Source organism: Pseudomonadota bacterium, from assembly GCA_018823135.1.
Classification (GTDB): domain Bacteria; phylum Desulfobacterota; class Desulfobulbia; order Desulfobulbales; family CALZHT01; genus JAHJJF01.
The window spans coordinates 1-15,217 of record JAHJJF010000065.1 but is presented as its reverse complement, the minus strand read 5'-3'; the positions used below and the strand labels follow the sequence as shown (position 1 = coordinate 15,217).

Annotated in this window: 17 protein-coding genes; 12 read left to right on the top strand and 5 right to left on the bottom strand. The window is 50.7% G+C overall.

Features of this window, described 5'->3' with window-relative positions; genetic code table 11:
• The first annotated feature begins 32 nt into the window (after positions 1–32).
• The gene (locus tag KKE17_06495) at positions 33–809 is read left to right on the top strand and encodes a hypothetical protein (GenBank protein MBU1709637.1); all 777 of its coding nucleotides are present in this window, start codon (positions 33–35) and stop codon (positions 807–809) included.
• A 22-nt stretch (positions 810–831) separates the two neighbouring features.
• Here the strand turns inward: KKE17_06495 and KKE17_06490 are convergent, their stop codons facing one another.
• The 3 genes from KKE17_06490 to KKE17_06480 all read right to left on the bottom strand — a co-directional run bounded on the left by KKE17_06490 (position 832) and on the right by KKE17_06480 (position 3,622).
• The gene (locus tag KKE17_06490) at positions 832–1,764 is read right to left on the bottom strand and encodes a DnaJ domain-containing protein (GenBank protein MBU1709636.1); all 933 of its coding nucleotides are present in this window, start codon (positions 1,762–1,764) and stop codon (positions 832–834) included.
• 153 nt (positions 1,765–1,917) lie between these two features.
• Positions 1,918–2,319: a single-stranded DNA-binding protein gene (locus tag KKE17_06485; GenBank protein MBU1709635.1), complete on the bottom strand. Its 402-nt coding sequence runs from the start codon at positions 2,317–2,319 to the stop codon at positions 1,918–1,920.
• Between the two features lie 193 nt (positions 2,320–2,512).
• On the bottom strand, positions 2,513–3,622 hold the full coding sequence (locus KKE17_06480) for a DNA photolyase (GenBank protein ID MBU1709634.1): 1,110 nt from the start codon (positions 3,620–3,622) through the stop codon (positions 2,513–2,515).
• 390 nt (positions 3,623–4,012) lie between these two features.
• Here KKE17_06480 and KKE17_06475 point away from each other — a divergent pair, with 390 nt between their 5' ends.
• The gene (locus KKE17_06475) at positions 4,013–5,863 is read left to right on the top strand and encodes a hypothetical protein (protein MBU1709633.1); all 1,851 of its coding nucleotides are present in this window, start codon (positions 4,013–4,015) and stop codon (positions 5,861–5,863) included.
• 124 nt (positions 5,864–5,987) lie between these two features.
• Here KKE17_06475 and KKE17_06470 read toward each other — a convergent pair whose 3' ends face one another.
• Positions 5,988–7,166 (bottom strand): FAD-dependent oxidoreductase, encoded by a 1,179-nt coding sequence (locus tag KKE17_06470; protein MBU1709632.1) that lies wholly within the window; start codon positions 7,164–7,166, stop codon positions 5,988–5,990.
• A 296-nt stretch (positions 7,167–7,462) separates the two neighbouring features.
• Here KKE17_06470 and KKE17_06465 point away from each other — a divergent pair, with 296 nt between their 5' ends.
• Together KKE17_06465 and KKE17_06460 are read left to right on the top strand one after the other, a co-directional pair.
• Complete coding sequence (locus tag KKE17_06465) at positions 7,463–8,533, top strand: mechanosensitive ion channel (protein ID MBU1709631.1); 1,071 nt, start codon at positions 7,463–7,465, stop codon at positions 8,531–8,533.
• Between the two features lie 120 nt (positions 8,534–8,653).
• Positions 8,654–8,956: a hypothetical protein gene (locus KKE17_06460; GenBank protein MBU1709630.1), complete on the top strand. Its 303-nt coding sequence runs from the start codon at positions 8,654–8,656 to the stop codon at positions 8,954–8,956.
• 68 nt (positions 8,957–9,024) lie between these two features.
• Here the strand turns inward: KKE17_06460 and KKE17_06455 are convergent, their stop codons facing one another.
• The gene (locus KKE17_06455; protein MBU1709629.1) at positions 9,025–10,656 is read right to left on the bottom strand and encodes an ATP-binding cassette domain-containing protein; all 1,632 of its coding nucleotides are present in this window, start codon (positions 10,654–10,656) and stop codon (positions 9,025–9,027) included.
• Here KKE17_06455 and KKE17_06450 point away from each other — a divergent pair.
• The 8 genes from KKE17_06450 to KKE17_06415 all read left to right on the top strand — a co-directional run.
• Entirely contained in the window at positions 10,624–10,911 is a 288-nt protein-coding gene (locus KKE17_06450; protein MBU1709628.1) for a hypothetical protein, read from the top strand. The two genes, KKE17_06455 and KKE17_06450, sit on opposite strands and share 33 nt — an antisense overlap.
• Before the next feature lie 13 nt (positions 10,912–10,924).
• Positions 10,925–11,170 (top strand): hypothetical protein, encoded by a 246-nt coding sequence (locus KKE17_06445; GenBank protein MBU1709627.1) that lies wholly within the window; start codon positions 10,925–10,927, stop codon positions 11,168–11,170.
• A 7-nt stretch (positions 11,171–11,177) separates the two neighbouring features.
• Positions 11,178–12,332 (top strand): hypothetical protein, encoded by a 1,155-nt coding sequence (locus KKE17_06440; protein ID MBU1709626.1) that lies wholly within the window; start codon positions 11,178–11,180, stop codon positions 12,330–12,332.
• Positions 12,333–12,417: 85 nt separating this feature from the next.
• The gene (locus KKE17_06435; protein MBU1709625.1) at positions 12,418–12,609 is read left to right on the top strand and encodes a hypothetical protein; all 192 of its coding nucleotides are present in this window, start codon (positions 12,418–12,420) and stop codon (positions 12,607–12,609) included.
• Between the two features lie 24 nt (positions 12,610–12,633).
• A complete protein-coding gene (locus KKE17_06430) occupies positions 12,634–13,428 on the top strand; it encodes an aldo/keto reductase (protein ID MBU1709624.1) in 795 nt (264 codons plus the stop codon).
• A gap of 128 nt (positions 13,429–13,556) precedes the next feature.
• A complete protein-coding gene (locus KKE17_06425; GenBank protein ID MBU1709623.1) occupies positions 13,557–13,943 on the top strand; it encodes a TM2 domain-containing protein in 387 nt (128 codons plus the stop codon).
• Positions 13,944–14,186: 243 nt separating this feature from the next.
• Positions 14,187–14,534 (top strand): translation initiation factor Sui1, encoded by a 348-nt coding sequence (locus tag KKE17_06420; protein MBU1709622.1) that lies wholly within the window; start codon positions 14,187–14,189, stop codon positions 14,532–14,534.
• A 79-nt stretch (positions 14,535–14,613) separates the two neighbouring features.
• On the top strand, positions 14,614–15,217 hold a 604-nt coding region (locus KKE17_06415; GenBank protein ID MBU1709621.1), incomplete at its 3' end, for a 4Fe-4S ferredoxin.

Here is a 15,217-nt window from a genome sequence, read left to right as displayed (position 1 = left end):
ACATTTCAGATAACAAATTTCCGGGGCAGAAGATGTTTAAAAAAATCAGAATCGTTATTCTCCTGCTGATCCTGACAATTGTTGGTGGGAGAACATTTTTTTCCAGGGTCTGGAGTACAGACTGGGACATTCCCCTGGGAGTGATTGTCTATCCGGTAAATGGTGATGGTAGCGCTGCTGCTGCCAGGTATATTTCGTCCCTTGAAAGGGATACATTTGAGCCGGTTGCCGATTATTTTGTCAAACAGGCAAAACAGCATGACCTGCCGTTGTCAGAACCCATTACCATTGATTTGACCGAGGAAGTAAGCAGCTTGCCGCCTCAGGCGCCATTTGGCGGCAGCCGTTTGGCAATCATGCTGTGGAGTCTTAAGATGCGCTGGTGGGCATGGCGCGTTGACAAATATGACGGCCCCGGCAATATCAAGGCTTTTGTTCTTTATTTTGATACAGACGCCCATAAGGAACTGGATCATTCCCTTGGACTTGAAAAGGGTATGGTTTGCATGGTCAACGCCTTTGCCAGCCGCAATCTTGCGGCACGGAACAATGTGATTATCGCCCACGAACTGCTTCATACCCTGGGAGCAACGGATAAATACGATCCTCAAACCAGCCAGCCGATATTTCCGGAAGGCTATGCAAACCCTGAGCGGCAGCCGCGATACCCGCAGCAAAAGGCGGAAATTATGGGCGGCCTGATCCCGGTTTCCGAAACCACCAGCGACTGGCCCCAGATGTTACGGGATACGGTCATCGGCCCGGTTTCCGCCCGGGAGATCGGCTGGATTACGATGAGTGACGATTAGGAAGTAAGTACTCTGAAGGGAATTATAATCCAGCCTCAGCAAGCTTTTCAGCGAGTTCCTTCTGTTCCTTGGTGGGCTTGCTGGGTACGGAAATGGCGATTTTGACAAAGAGGTCGCCGCGGGGGCCCTTGGGGCCAGATGGTAACCCGTGACCTTTGAGGCGCAGCTTTGCATTGGGTTGAGTGCCTGAAGGCACTTTTACTTTGAGCTGTTTTCCTTCAAGTGTGGGCACCGCCAGATCGGTTCCCAGGATCGACGCGCTTATCGGGATGCTTTTCTCAACGATGAGATCGTTGTTGTCTCTTGTGAAGGTGGGATGCGGCTGTATTCTGATCAATAAATAGAGGTCGCCGGCAGGGCCGCCCATGGGGGATGGCGAACCTTTTCCCGAGATTCGAAGTTTCTTGCCGTCCTCAATGCCGGCAGGGATTTTTACTGATACTTTGCCGGCTCCGGCCCCTCTGCCCAGGGCGATTGTTTTTTCTCCGCCGATCAAGACTTCGTTTAAGCTGATCGGCAACTCAAGGCTGAGATCGCCGCCCTTGACCATCTGGGTCTGCTGTTGGTGGTGGCCGCCGCGAAACCCTTGCGCGCCGCCGCCCATGCCGCCAAAAAACGCATCAAAGGGACTGCCGCCGCCTGAAGTGCGAAAACCACCGCCGCCCATATTGATGCCGAATTCTCTCAGGATATCGCCCAGATTGGAGCCCCGGAAGATGTCTTCCTGGGAGTAGCGCTGCTGGAAACCGGTTGAACCGTATGTATCGTATTGTTCGCGTTTTTCCTTATCGGAAAGAACAGCATAGGCCTCGCTGATCTGTTTGAATTTTTCCTCAGCCTCTTTATTGTCCTTGTTCCTGTCCGGATGGTATTTGAGTGCAAGTTTCCTGTAGGCTTTCTTGATTTCATCCGCAGTGGCTGTTTTAGAAACGCCAAGTAATTCGTAATAGTCCATAATTGTCGATAAATCTCGGGGTTATAATACTTCCTTCTCAGGAGAAAGTGGGTTTGGCATGCATGTTTTTGTGCTGTCGGAACACACTGAAATGGAAAGTATTAATGAAAAAGGGTGTTGACTATTACCTGTATCTATTCCGGAGAAGGCCGCTTAAAACGGGACATCATCACCCATGGTCGGTTCCGGAAAAGGCGGTTCCTCCATTTGCGATGAACCGCTTCCAGCACCTTTGGCGCTGAGCATTTTCATTTCACGGGCAACGATTTCAGTTGTATATTTGGTGTTGCCGTCCTTATCGTCCCATTTTCTGGTCTGGATGCGTCCTTCGACGTATACCTTTGATCCCTTGGAAAGGTATTCGCCGCAAATTTCACCAAGGCGGCCAAATGCGACAATTTTATGCCATTCGGTCTGCTCCTCTTTTGAGCCGTCCGGTTTTTTCCAGGTTTCAGTTGTTGCTACACTGAAGTTGGCAACCGCGGTGCCGCTTTGTGAATAACGAACTTCAGGGTCTTTCCCGAGGTTTCCGATAATGATGGCCTTGTTAACCATTGTTTCTCCTTAATAAATTGGTTCGAGTCAAATAAGTGTTTTTATTTCAAGTAGTTATAGTATCCCTGGGGATGTTGCCGGATTTTTTACGGACCCGATCAGATTGCGATAGGATATATTAAGAACACAGAGGAATAAAAGCAACCGGGAAAAAAACTTTCCGACAGTCCCATTCCGGGAATCATGCCGGATATTATCGGTTATTCACCGAGCGGTCGAGCATCGCACCAAGCCCGCCGCATTCATCAGGGGTAAATCCATAGACTTCCCGCCAGATCTCATCACTTTCCATACAGAGATAAATACAGGTGTGGGCTGCGGCTCTTTCCTTGAGCAGGTTATAGATGAATTTGTACATTTCAACCCGCAGCGTCCTGAAGTAGCGGTATTTCCCGTCAAGGCCGATGACGAATTCTTCATGGAAAAATTTTGAATTGGAGAAACGGTTCACCGCGATTGTTTTAAGGGCCGGAAGATATCTGAGGCAGCCCATGCTGATCCAGGCGATCTGCTCTTTAGGAACCGTATCGAACAGTAACGAAATAGTGTCGGCATAGCCCTGCTGCCAGCCGGGGTGGTAAATTATCGGATCAAAGTGAAAGGCGAGTCTGTAGCCCCAGGATGCGCAGAGTTTTGCGGCGTTGAGCCTTTCGGTAAGCGTGGCGGTTCTGATTTCTTCGCGGCTCATGATTTCAGAAGCATTGAGCGACCAGGCGACGATTGTCCGCTCTTGATGGTCAAGGTTTTCCAGGTTGTCGATAACTGCGGTTTTGGTCTTGAGTTCGAGCACCGCATTAGGCTTGTCGCGCATGAAATCAATGAGGATTCTGCTTAAGCCGGTCATGCTGTCAATGGCCATGCTGTCGGTGAATTCGCCGGTTCCTATTCGATGAAATTGTGACGGATTCTTGTGCAGGTGCTCACTGACTTCGGCAAGCAGATCGTTGACGTTTACGAAAAAAGACAACCAGGGATTGTTCAGATAGGCCTGCAGGATGCAGTAGACGCAATCCATCGGGCAGTTCATGCCGATATTTAAAACCTGATAGTCGCAGCAGCGGTATTCCCTGGTGGCCGGGCAGGGCTTGAGAAATTTACCCCGGTTCAAGCTGAGAAGGAGGTGTTTCTTGCCGGAAGAGAGACTTTCCGGGTAAGGCCCGTAATCGATTTGTGGAAAGGATTTTTCAGGGATTACCCTGATGTTGTCGGTTGGTGCGCGGCTGAGGATTTCCCTGGTATAGGGAAGGTCCAGGCAGTTTTTCTCAACATGGATGGTGGTTATGGATTGAGCCGGGTCTTTCATGATTGTTGATGTCTATTGGCAGATTTTATGTAGGTCAGTGTTTGAAATTATTGTTGCTCTGAATAATTCGCAGCTTTTTTGGATGTTCAGGCTCATGTGCTCCGGCAGAGATTCTATGGTAATCAGGTTTTCATGTTCCGGTCAGCATACAGTATGAAATTTATTTGCCCAGAGTAAATTCGCATAAAAAGAGTTGTTTGAGTTGTTTTTATGATGCGAATGGTTGGATTTTCAAGGATGAACTATGCCTTGCTTCACTAATGGAATTGTTGTTAATATGCAAATTTGTATGTACATTTGGAAAGTATTTTATTATTTCATCAAACTGATAGGGACAGTCTTGACGGTTTAAGTTTTTTTCAGAAAGTTTAACAGGGATTATAAGGCATTATGAATTTTTGCAAGAAACATACATTGATTGCGGCAACGGCTCTCGGTGCATTGTTGTTTTTGGCCGTAAGTGTTTCCAGTGTCTTTGCCGATTGTGTTGAGGGCGACTGTGTGGATGGCACAGGAACCAAGGTATATTCATCCGGCGGTAAATACATCGGCAGTTTTCTGGGCGGACGGAGCAACGGCAAAGGGACCAGGATTTATTCCAACGGCAGTGAATATGCGGGCGACTGGAAGGACGGTCTCAAACACGGACAAGGGTCATTTAAATTTCCTGACGGCAGTAAATACATCGGCGCCTTTTTGGAAGATAAAAGAACGGGCAAGGGAAGCATTTCTTTTGCTGACGGCAGCAAATATATCGGTGATTTTGAAAATGATACGTTTCACGGTGAAGGAGTATTCACCTATGCCGACGGCGTTGTCTACAACGGGGAATTCCGTGGCGGTAAACCGGACGGCAAGGGCACGATAACCTCTCCGGACAACGGGAAATATGCCGGTGACTGGAGAAGCGGCAAGTATTACGGAAACGGGCTTTTCACTTTCCCGGACGGCATGACCCATGAAGGTTTGTTTGTTAACAACAAGCCGGACGGCGACGGTATCCGCTTCCATGACCAGGGCGGCAGGTTTGAGGCAAAGTTTTTAAACGGCGTCAAGCAGGGAAACTGGCTGAAGATCTATCCTGATGGCGGTAAATACCAGGGTGAGTTCAAGGACGGCAAAAAACATGGCACCGGGACGTTTTTCTTTGGTGACGGCGGCACCTATACAGGGAAATGGCGCGATGGCAAGAAGCACGGCGAAGGTGAAGAAACCTATGAAGGCGGCGCCAGATACATTGGCCGTCTCAAGGAAGGCGTCCGTCACGGAGAGGGTATTCTGGAGTATTCGGACGGCAGAAAGTTCAGCGGCAGATTTGAAAATGACCTGCCCAATGGCAAGGGGCTCATGACCTTCCCTGATGGTTCGAAATACGATGGAGATTTTGTTGGCGGTAAATTCAATGGCCTGGGTGTTTTTTCATCTCCTGACGGCAGCAGATATGAAGGGCAGTGGCTTGATAATCAAATGGCCGGTGAAGGAGTGTACACCCATTCCGATGGGAAAAAATATGAAGGTTCTTTCATCGGCAACAAAATAGACGGTGAAGGGGTTGTCACCGCCACTGACGGCAGTCGTTATCAGGGAAAATTCAAGTACGGCGACTATAACGGCGAGGGGACCCTGGTCCTTCATGACGGGAAAAAATATGATGGGCAGTTCCGGGATGGCAGGTTTCATGGCAAAGGAGTATTGACTATCCCGGGTGTGGGTGTATACGAAGGGATGTTCAGCGATGGGGTAATGCATGGCGAGGGGAAGCTGTCTTTTGATGACGGCGGGAGTTATGAGGGTGCGTTCAAGGATGGGAAATATAATGGCCCAGGCAAGAGAACATTTTCTCGAAATGTCTATTATCATGGAGATTTCACCGACGGCGTCTTTGACGGCAAAGGAACAATGTCTCCTCTTTATGGTCTGGAGTATTCAGGGGATTGGAAGAAAGGCAGGGCCACCGGCAAGGGCAAATACCGTTATCCCAACGGTGATGTCTATATTGGTGAATTTCATGATGGAATTCGGCAGGGCAAGGGTGTTTACGAATTCATTGACGGTGGTTTTTACGAAGGTGAATTCAAGGATAATCTTTTTCACGGCAAAGGAGTGTTTATGTTTTCCGATGGTGGTGAATATGATGGTCAGTTTGTAACCGGCGCAGCCGAAGGCAACGGTGTTTTTACTGACCGGGAGGGGAAGAAAACCGCCGGAGTTTGGAAGAACAATCAATTCACCGAAAAATAAATGAGATTTAACGCATCATTTTAGTTTGTATAGCCCGGGGGTCTTGCCTCCGGGCTTTTTTTGTAATCAAGCGGTTTGTTCCGGATCATTGCGCTTTGATAAATGAGGATTCCTGGCTGGCGGATTATTGCGGGATCAATTCTGCGGGGATATCCTGGAGTTCGGTTTTTTCGGTAATCGCTTTGGTGTATTTGGTAAATTTTTTGGTATCACCCAGCAGGATGCAGCCGATTATTCTGTTTTGATCGATGACGATTTTTTTATAACGGTCCGCCTGGGAATCGATGCGGCAATCGAATTTGTTCTCAGGGTCGATTTCTCCTGCCGAAGCCAGATCGATTCCAGCCACTTTGAGCTTGGTGGAAATTGTTGTGCCCGAATATGCCAGTTTGTCCCCGGCCATATTGGCCCCGGCTATTCGCCCCTGCTGCGAGGCTGCCGGCCAGATCCCGTATGGTGGTATTTCCTGGAACTGGCAGACGTCGCCGGCCGCATAGATATCATTGACACTTGTTTCCATGTACTGGTTTATCTGGATGCCTTTATCGGTTTTGAGACCAAGGGGGGCGGCAAGTTCCATGTTCGGCCGCACCCCTGCCGAAATGATTACCATCTGCGCCTCAAGGGTTTCACCGCTTTCCAGGGTGACGCCGGTTACCGATTTCGTTCCGTTGATTTCTCTGGTCCGGGCATCGAGCCTGAATGAAAATCCTGATTTTTCAAAAAATCCCTGAAGCAGCGATGCCCCTGGGCCGTCAAGCTGACGGGGCAGGAGCCTTGGGGAAAATTCCACCACGGTAATTATTTTCCCGAGCCTGGCAAGGGCGTCGCCGGTTTCAAGCCCAAGCAGGCCGCCGCCGATAATCACCGCATTGGTAATATTGTCGGCAAAATGCGCAATAGCCCGTGCATCGCTGATATCCCGCAGCGCAAACACTCCCTCCAGGTCAGTGCCGGGAATGGGAGGTACAAAGGAGTGACTGCCGGTGGCAATCAGCAGGCGCTTATAAGAAATTTCCTGATTATCATCGGTGAACACGGTTCTGGTCTCCGGGTCGGCACCAATAACCCGGGTTTCGGTAAGAATGATGATCTTCTGCTCGTCATACCAGGCCTGGTTTTTTGCGACGAGTTTTTCCTCTGGGATTTCACCGGCAATAAAATCATTGAGCCGTATTCGATAATAAAAGGGAAGATCTTCTTCGCTGATTATGGTGATACTTCCTTTCTGGTCCTGTTTGCGGATTTCTTCGGCTGCGGTCAAACCTGCTACCCCGGATCCGATGATCAGGTAATCAACCATTTTGCATACCTCAAGGTCATATTGAATTAGTAAGGAGGAGATAGCATTAAGTCTATTCGGAAAAGGCGCAGAAGTGCAAATGAGAAATGGAGTGAATAGATATAATTTTTTTGGGTAAACTGTTTGGCTGGGCTTTTGATCAAGTCCTGCAGGGACGGGGTGGTTGTCAGTATTGACTGGAAATGTCCAGGCGAGTGGGGTATAAATTGTTGGCAGTTACAACCTTGGAAAAATGATCAGGACGGGGTTTACGATCTTTTTAAGGCGAAAGCACAATACAGAAAACGGGGAATGAAATGGATATTGCATCATTACTGGAACATTATCAGATTATCGAAGAAAATCTTCTGTTAAAGCAGTTGTCCATCGTCATCATCTACGCTGTTGGCGCCAAGGTTGCCGATCTCTTCATTATTCAGGGGGTAATGCGACTGGCGCGGCGCACCAGTATGGAAGTCGATGATACCCTCATAGCCCTGCTCCATGCCCCGGTGCTCTGGACGATTTTTTCCCTTGGCATTCTCCATGCGCTGGTTTTGGGTGTCCTGCCGGCGCCATGGCAGACCGTGCTGCCGTCTTTGACTAAGACAACAATTGTGTTCGTCTGGCTGATCGCCCTGATCCGGATTTTCAATGTCCTGGCACATCAGAGCGCAGATAAGATTCTTTCCCGCGGCAAGATCGGCAGTGATTTTTTTTACATGTCCAAAAATATCCTGCGTGTACTCCTGGTGATTCTCGGTTTGTTCTGGATGCTTTCCATCTGGAAGTTGGACCTGACGCCGCTTTTTGCCTCCGCGGGGATCGCAGGAATCGCGGTGGCTCTGGCAGCTAAGGATACCCTTGCCAACTTTTTTGGCGGGATCAGCATCTTCCTCGACAAAACCTTCAAGGTGGGAGATTATATCATTCTTGATTCCAGCGAACGCGGCGAGGTTGTGGAGGTGGGAATCCGTTCAACCCGCATCAAGACCAGGGACGATGTGCTGGTCACTATCCCGAATTCCATTATGGCCAATTCAAAGATCGTCAACGAGAGTGCCCCGGAACCCCGCTTCCGGATCAGGATTCCGGTGGGAGTGGCCTATGGCAGCGATCTTGAAAAAGTGGAAAATGTCCTGCTGGAGGTTGCCGCAGCCAATTCCAGCGTGGTGACAGATCCTGCTCCCCGGGTTCGTCTGCGCGCCTTTAATAATTCTTCGCTTGATTTCGAACTCCTGGTCTGGGTCCATGAACCCAGTGTCAAGGGGCTCCAGACCCACAATCTTCTCACTGCCGTTTATCATGCCTTCAGGGAACAGGGCGTCACCATTCCTTTTCCGCAGCTGGATGTGCATTTTGACAAACCAATGAAAACAGATCAATGAACAACCAGGTTTCTTTCGAGTTTCAACGCAAGGAGCAGGATGCCATGCCATCCCTCCTTTTTGTCACCGTCATGGCCGGAAATTTGTGGTATTCACAATGAACAATAAACCGTGAGCAGGATGAAAAAGAAAAACTGCTGGGAAATAATGGAATGCGGTCGCGAGCCAGGAGGTTTAAATGCGGACGAGTTAGGGATCTGTCCGGTGCCTCAGGAGCAGAAACTGAATAATATCAACCAGGGTAAAAATGCCGGCAGGTCTTGCTGGGCTGTGGCCGGCACCATGTGTTTCGGGAAGGTGCAGGGAACCTTTGCCAGAAAAATCAATGATTGCCTGCATTGTAAATTTTTTGAGCTGGTCAAAAATGAGGAAGGCAATACCTGGACCAGCACCACGGATATTCTGATCAGATTGAAGAAATAAGCTGCACTCCCATTCCCTTGCCCCCGGTATTCGGGGCTCCTGGCGCTGGCCTGTTTTTCGTCTGAAAATCAAGACTTCATGCTTGCCGACTTCTGCAGGTAATATTCGTAGTCGCCGCCGAACAGGCGCATCTCACCGTGGTCGATTTCCATGACATGGTCCACCAGAGAACGCAGAAAATGGCGGTCGTGGCTCACCAGGACCACGGTACCGGTGAATTTCTGCAGCGCCTCAAGCAGGATCTCGCGGGATTGCAGGTCCAGATGGTTGGTGGGTTCGTCGAGGATCAGGAAGTTTAAAGGGCGGGCCAGAAGGGTGGCCAGGACCACCCGGCTTTTTTCGCCGCCTGAGAGCTGGGCGATGCGTTTGTCGGCATCGTCGCCCTGGAAGAGAAAGGCGGCGCAGAGGTTGCGCACCGTGCCGATGTTGGCCTGGGGCATTACGTCCTGTACGGTCTCGAATACGGTACGGTTGCCATCCAGGACATCCATGGAATGCTGGCTGAAATAGCCCACCGCGACATTGGCGCCGAGAGTGACGCTGCCGGTGGTGGGCTCGGTCCTGCCGGCCAGAACCTTGAGAAAGGTGGATTTGCCGGCGCCGTTGACTCCCACCACGGCGATTTTTTCCTGGCGGCGGATCATTCCTGAGACGCCGCTGAACACGGGTTTTTCACTGCTGTCGCCGTCAGCCGGCCAGGTCTTGGCAAGGTCTGCCATGGCAACCACATCGTCGCCGCTCCGGGGCGGCTCGGCAAATTCAAAGCGCATGACCCGTTGTTCGGCAGGCAGTTCGATACGTTGGATTTTTTCAATCTTTTTAATCCGCGACTGCACCTGGGAGGCGTGGGATGCCCGGGCGGCAAAGCGGGCAATGAACTCCTCCTCCTTGGCCAGCATCTCCTGCTGGCGCCGGTGGCTGGCGATAAGCTGCTCCCGGCGGATCTCCCGTTCGCGCAGGTAGAAATCATAGTTGCCGCTGTAGGTGGTCACCGTCTGGTTGGCCACTTCGATGATCCGGCTGACAATGGAGTTCATGAAGGTCCGGTCATGGCTGGTCATCAGCACCGCCCCCTTGAATTCGTTCTTGAGCCACTCCTCGAGCCAGACGATGGACTCGATGTCCAGATGGTTGGTGGGTTCGTCCAGCAGCAGGACATCGGGGTTGATGGTCAGTATTTTGGCGAGAGCAATGCGCATCTTCCAGCCGCCGCTGAATGATTCCACCGGCCGGTTAAAATCGTCGGGGCCGATGCCGAGGCCGGTGAGCACGCTCTGGGCCCGGGTTTCCAGATCATAGCCGCCCCGGTGCTCAAATTCCTCCTGGGCGTTTCCGTAACGTTCCAGCAATGCAGCCAGTTCATCGTCGGCCATGGGCTGCGCCATGGCGGCCTCCATTTTCTTGATCTCCCGGCCCAGGTCCAGGATCTGGGAGACGGCGGCCATGGTTTCCGCCAGGGCCGAGCGGCCGGCCATGTCGCCGACCTGCTGGGAGAAATGGCCGATAACGGTGCGTTTGGCGCAGGTGATTTCGCCGCGGTCCGCCTCCTCCTCGCCGGTGATCAGCCGGAAGATGGTACTCTTGCCGGCGCCGTTGGGACCGACCAGGCCGGTGCGCACCCCGGGCAGAATCTGAAAGCTGGCATTGGCAAAGAGGATCTGGTTGCCATGTTGTTTGCTGATATTGGTCAGGTGGATCATCAACAGGTCTCGTCATTAAAAGAAAAAAATATAAAGGAAGATTCCGCAAGGTCATGGGGTTGCGGGGTGATAACCGATAATCATTTGTTTATGATTGAAAAAGGGAGTTTTTTAGCATGGCAGCCTGGCTGCTGCAAGGTTATTTTTATTGAAAAGATTAAAGCCGGGGAAAAAGCTGACCCAGAAATATTGATTTTCCCTGCTCGTCTCTTGGCTCGGTTCACTTCTCCTGTCATAGTCATTGACCTGAAATGATTCCGGGTATAGATTGTTTTCAGCCTCTGCCGCCAAGGGTAAGGGTGCAGCCGTTCCAGTATTATTTCATTCATCTTTTCAAGGCATCCCGGAGCAAACGATCAAGACCCGAGTTGAGAAAAAACAGTGGCAGTCCGGCGACCATTATCCAGATGAAAGAGTATCTGGCCCAGAAGATGAGATGAATGATTCATTGATAAAATGTTGTCCTGTTTTTTTCAGGGTAATAAAACAAACCTTGGAGTTCTCTAAGGAGTGAGTTGGGAATGAAGAATAATTATTTGATTTTCTGGTCAGTGGTGGCGGTTGTCGGTTTTTTCTGCGTCGGGATGGCGCAGGCGGGGATGGACGGGCAACAGGGTCGTTATGCCTATGTCACCAACGAGGACGACAATAATCTGATGGTGGTGGATCTTGAAACGGAAAAGGTGGTCAAGACCCTGGACACCGGCAAGATCCCCCACGCACTGGTCTTCACTGTTGAGGGTAAGGGGTATGTCAACAACCGGGGCGAACCAAGCCTGACAGTGATCGACGGCAATTCCTTTACGGTGCTGAAAACCATCCCGTTGCCAGCCACCTCCATGCAGTTTGCCCTGTCTCCTGATGGCAGGACCCTGGCGGTGGGCTATAAGGACGCCCTCCTGATTACCTTTATTGATACGGCCAGCGATCGGATTCTGGGCAGCGTTGCAGTGGGCACGGACCGAGAAGGGGCGAAAACCATCAGGATAAAACATCCCTTCTGGTCAGTGGACGGACGCTTTGTCTATGCCGGCGACGAAGTCAACAAGACCGTGGTGAAGATCGATGCCGGGACCCTTATGGTCACAGCGACACTGCCGCTCCAGGCCACGACCCATCACTTCATTGCCGACCTCACGGGCAGGTATATTTATGTCATTCATGGCAAGGGGAAAAACAGCGCCCTGACGCTCACCATCCTTGACGCCGCATCGGACCGGACCGTCAAGGCCATTGATATACCTATGGCCCAGGGGGAGAAGGCCGACGGTCACCACGGGGTCTTCAGTCCCGATGGCAAGAGTTTTTACCTCTGCAATGAAGGTGGCCGGACCATGGCCATCATAGATGCCGCCACCATGACTTTGGTGAAAACTATCCAGGTGGGCAAGGGCGCCGGGCACGCGATGTTCACCAAAGATGGCGGCAGAGCCTTTGTGGTCTGCCACGATGACAACGTCGTATCGGTTATTGATACGGCGGCACAGGAAGTGATGAGAAGCATCATAGTGGGCAAAGGTGCAAAACAAGGTCACTCCGGTTATATGGCATCTGACGGTTCCTTCTACATGCTCAACGCCGCCGACGGCATGCTCAACCGGATCAACACTGCCTCGATGACTCTGGAGTCGCAGATTAAAGTCGGCCGCAAACCGATGATCATGGAGGTGCGGTAATTCTCCTGCGGATTCCCACTCAAAAAGACAATAATTCAAGTCTTATTGTGGAGTTTAAACAGCTACAATAACAAAGGAGGCTCACATGAAAAAACCGGTATCTCTCATTGTCATGGTTTTTCTGATCGGGGTGTCACTGCTGCATCTTTTGCGGCTGGTGTTTCAGGTCCAGGTTACGGTGGACGGCTCCGAGATTCCCCTGTGGATGAGTATTTTAGGGACAATCGGCCCGGCAGTCCTTGCGGTGCTCCTGAGACTTGAAGCCCTGAAAGACTGAAAATCTTGAGCGGAGGGCTTTTCCATGGATTTTCATCAGAAGAGAACACTTGGCAGGACCGGGCTTAGAGCCGGCAGGCTGGGGATCTCATCGAGTTTCGGCGCTCCGGCTGCAGCCTATGAAGAGGCCTTTGAGCGGGGCTGCAATTATTTTACCTGGGGCACCTTTATCCGGGGTCGATCTAAACCCATGGCCGATGCGGTCAGAAATATTGTTGCACAGGGAAAGCGTGATCAACTCATTTTGTCCATGCTCACCTATGCACATCAATCGACGCTTACGACGTTTTTTCTTGAGCGCGGCCTCAAGACCCTGAAAACCGATTATACCGATGTTCTGCTTCTCGGTTATTTTCCGAAACGGCCGCCCCAGAAAGTCATTGACGGCGCTTTGCAACTTAAAGAGCGGGGACTGGTGCGCCATCTGGGAATCACCAGCCATAACCGCAGGCTCTTTGTGGAACTCGCCAGGGAAGATATTTTCGATGTCTTTCATTTCCGTTACAGCCCGGCGCATCCCGGTGCGGAGGTTGATATCTTTCCGCACCTGCCTGAAGAAAACCGGTCGGGGATGGTTTCTTTCACTGCCACGGACTGGGGTAATCTTCTTAAAAAGGGCAAGATGCCTGCAGGGGAAAAACCTCTGACCGCAGCGGAATGCTATGGGTTCGTCCTGGCAAATCCAGGGGTTGATGTCTGCATGATGGGTGCGAAAAACCGGCAGCAGATGCAGGAAAATCTGGCGCTTCTGGACCGCGGGTCGTTAGAAGAAGAGGAAATTGAACGGATTCGAAGAATCGGCAGGTATGTTCATGGGTGAACAGGATCAGCAAGCTATCTGTCAGTTTTCTGGAAGTGTTTTTCTCAAGGATAAGAGGCTGCCCCATTATTCGTTTTGTGCCCCGCAGTTTCTCAAAAAAAAGAATTTGTGTTGAACGAGGATGAACGATGAACACACATAGTGCGGTAATAGGGTATCTGCTCTGGATTTTCGGATTCATCGGGGCGCACCGCTTTTATTTTGGACGGCCGATCAGCGGCACCATTTATTTTTTTACACTGGGGCTTTTATTCATCGGCTGGATTGTTGACCTGTTCCTGATCCCATCGATGAACAGAAAAGCGGACATTGCCTATACAGCAGGGATCATTGATTATAATATCGCCTGGATACTGCTTACCTTTCTGGGGGTTTTCGGCGTACACCGGTTTTATCTCGGCAAGTGGGTGACCGGACTCATCTATCTGTTCACCGGCGGTTTGTTTCTCGTTGGGATTATTTATGATTTCTGGACGATCAATGAACAGATCAGTGAAATAAACAGGACTCAATAATACTTCTTCGTCAAACATTGTCGGTTTCGTGAAAATCACGAGACGGGTGTGAATTTTGTTTCTAACTTGTTGAGATCATGAAGGGCGATAATTCAGGTTTTTACTTTTTACGAAGCCATCAATATTCAGAATTAGGCATTTTCTAACGAGGTTCACATGAAAAAAACGGTATCGGTGATCGGCACGTTTTTTCTGGGCATTGAGACCTTGAAAGGCTGAGGATGCCAATGGCAAAAAAAAAGTATAAAAAACAGTGTTCTGGTTTACTCCACCGACCGGGGTCGGATCTGTTCCGGTTGCGGCCATCCGGCCGGGCAATGCTGCTGCAGCAAGAAGAGCCTCCCTGCGGGTGACGGGATTGTCAGAATCAGTCGTGAAACCAAAGGGCGTAAGGGCAGCGGGGTATCGTTGATTTCCGGTCTGTCATTGGATAAGGACGGACTCAAGGAACTGGCCGGACAACTCAAACGGAAATGCGGTTCCGGCGGCTCGATCAAAAACGGCGTGATCGAGATTCAGGGCGATCATCGCGATGTCTTAATGGAAATGCTGGTAAAGCAAGGGTTCAAGGTTAAACTCGCAGGAGGCTGACTAATCAGGCAGAATGGCGATTCTGTTTTCGCAACAATGCAAGCCCTGAAACCTTGTATTCTGAAGGAGCAGTTGCACAATGTGTGAATTTTGTACCAAGCATGGCGATGGCAAGGTCTGGTTTAAGAATGCGGCAAATTATGCCAATGACCTGATGGCCGATCTTAATCGTCGCAAGTATATCAGAGATTTTTTCACTAACACCATTGAAGAAGGGATCGTCACCATCGGGCGGCTGGAAACCATCTATCAAAAAAAGAAACGTCTGCCGGATCGCCTGGTACGCCAGATGGTAGGCAAGGCCGAAGAGGAGCATTTCGGCCAGGTGGTGACCATGGAGGATATCAGGGAAATTGTCGGACGGGCGGCAACAGTGGTCAGGATGCCCTGCGCCTGTCGCTGGGCGGCGCTGAAGAAAGAGAATCGCTGCTGCTACAGTGTCAGCTATACCCCTGAAACCTGGTATCAGGATCTGGATATGGGTTATTTCGGCAAGGCGCCGGACATGGGCCTTGAGAGCCTCAGCCCGGAGGCGGCAATCAGCCAGATGCAGGCCCTGGAAAAAGACGGCGCAGTGCACACGATCTGGACGATGATCACCCCCTTTATCGGCGCCATCTGTAATTGTCAGCCCGGCGACTGTCTCGGGCTGCGCACCCTTGCCATTGATGTTGAGACCATGT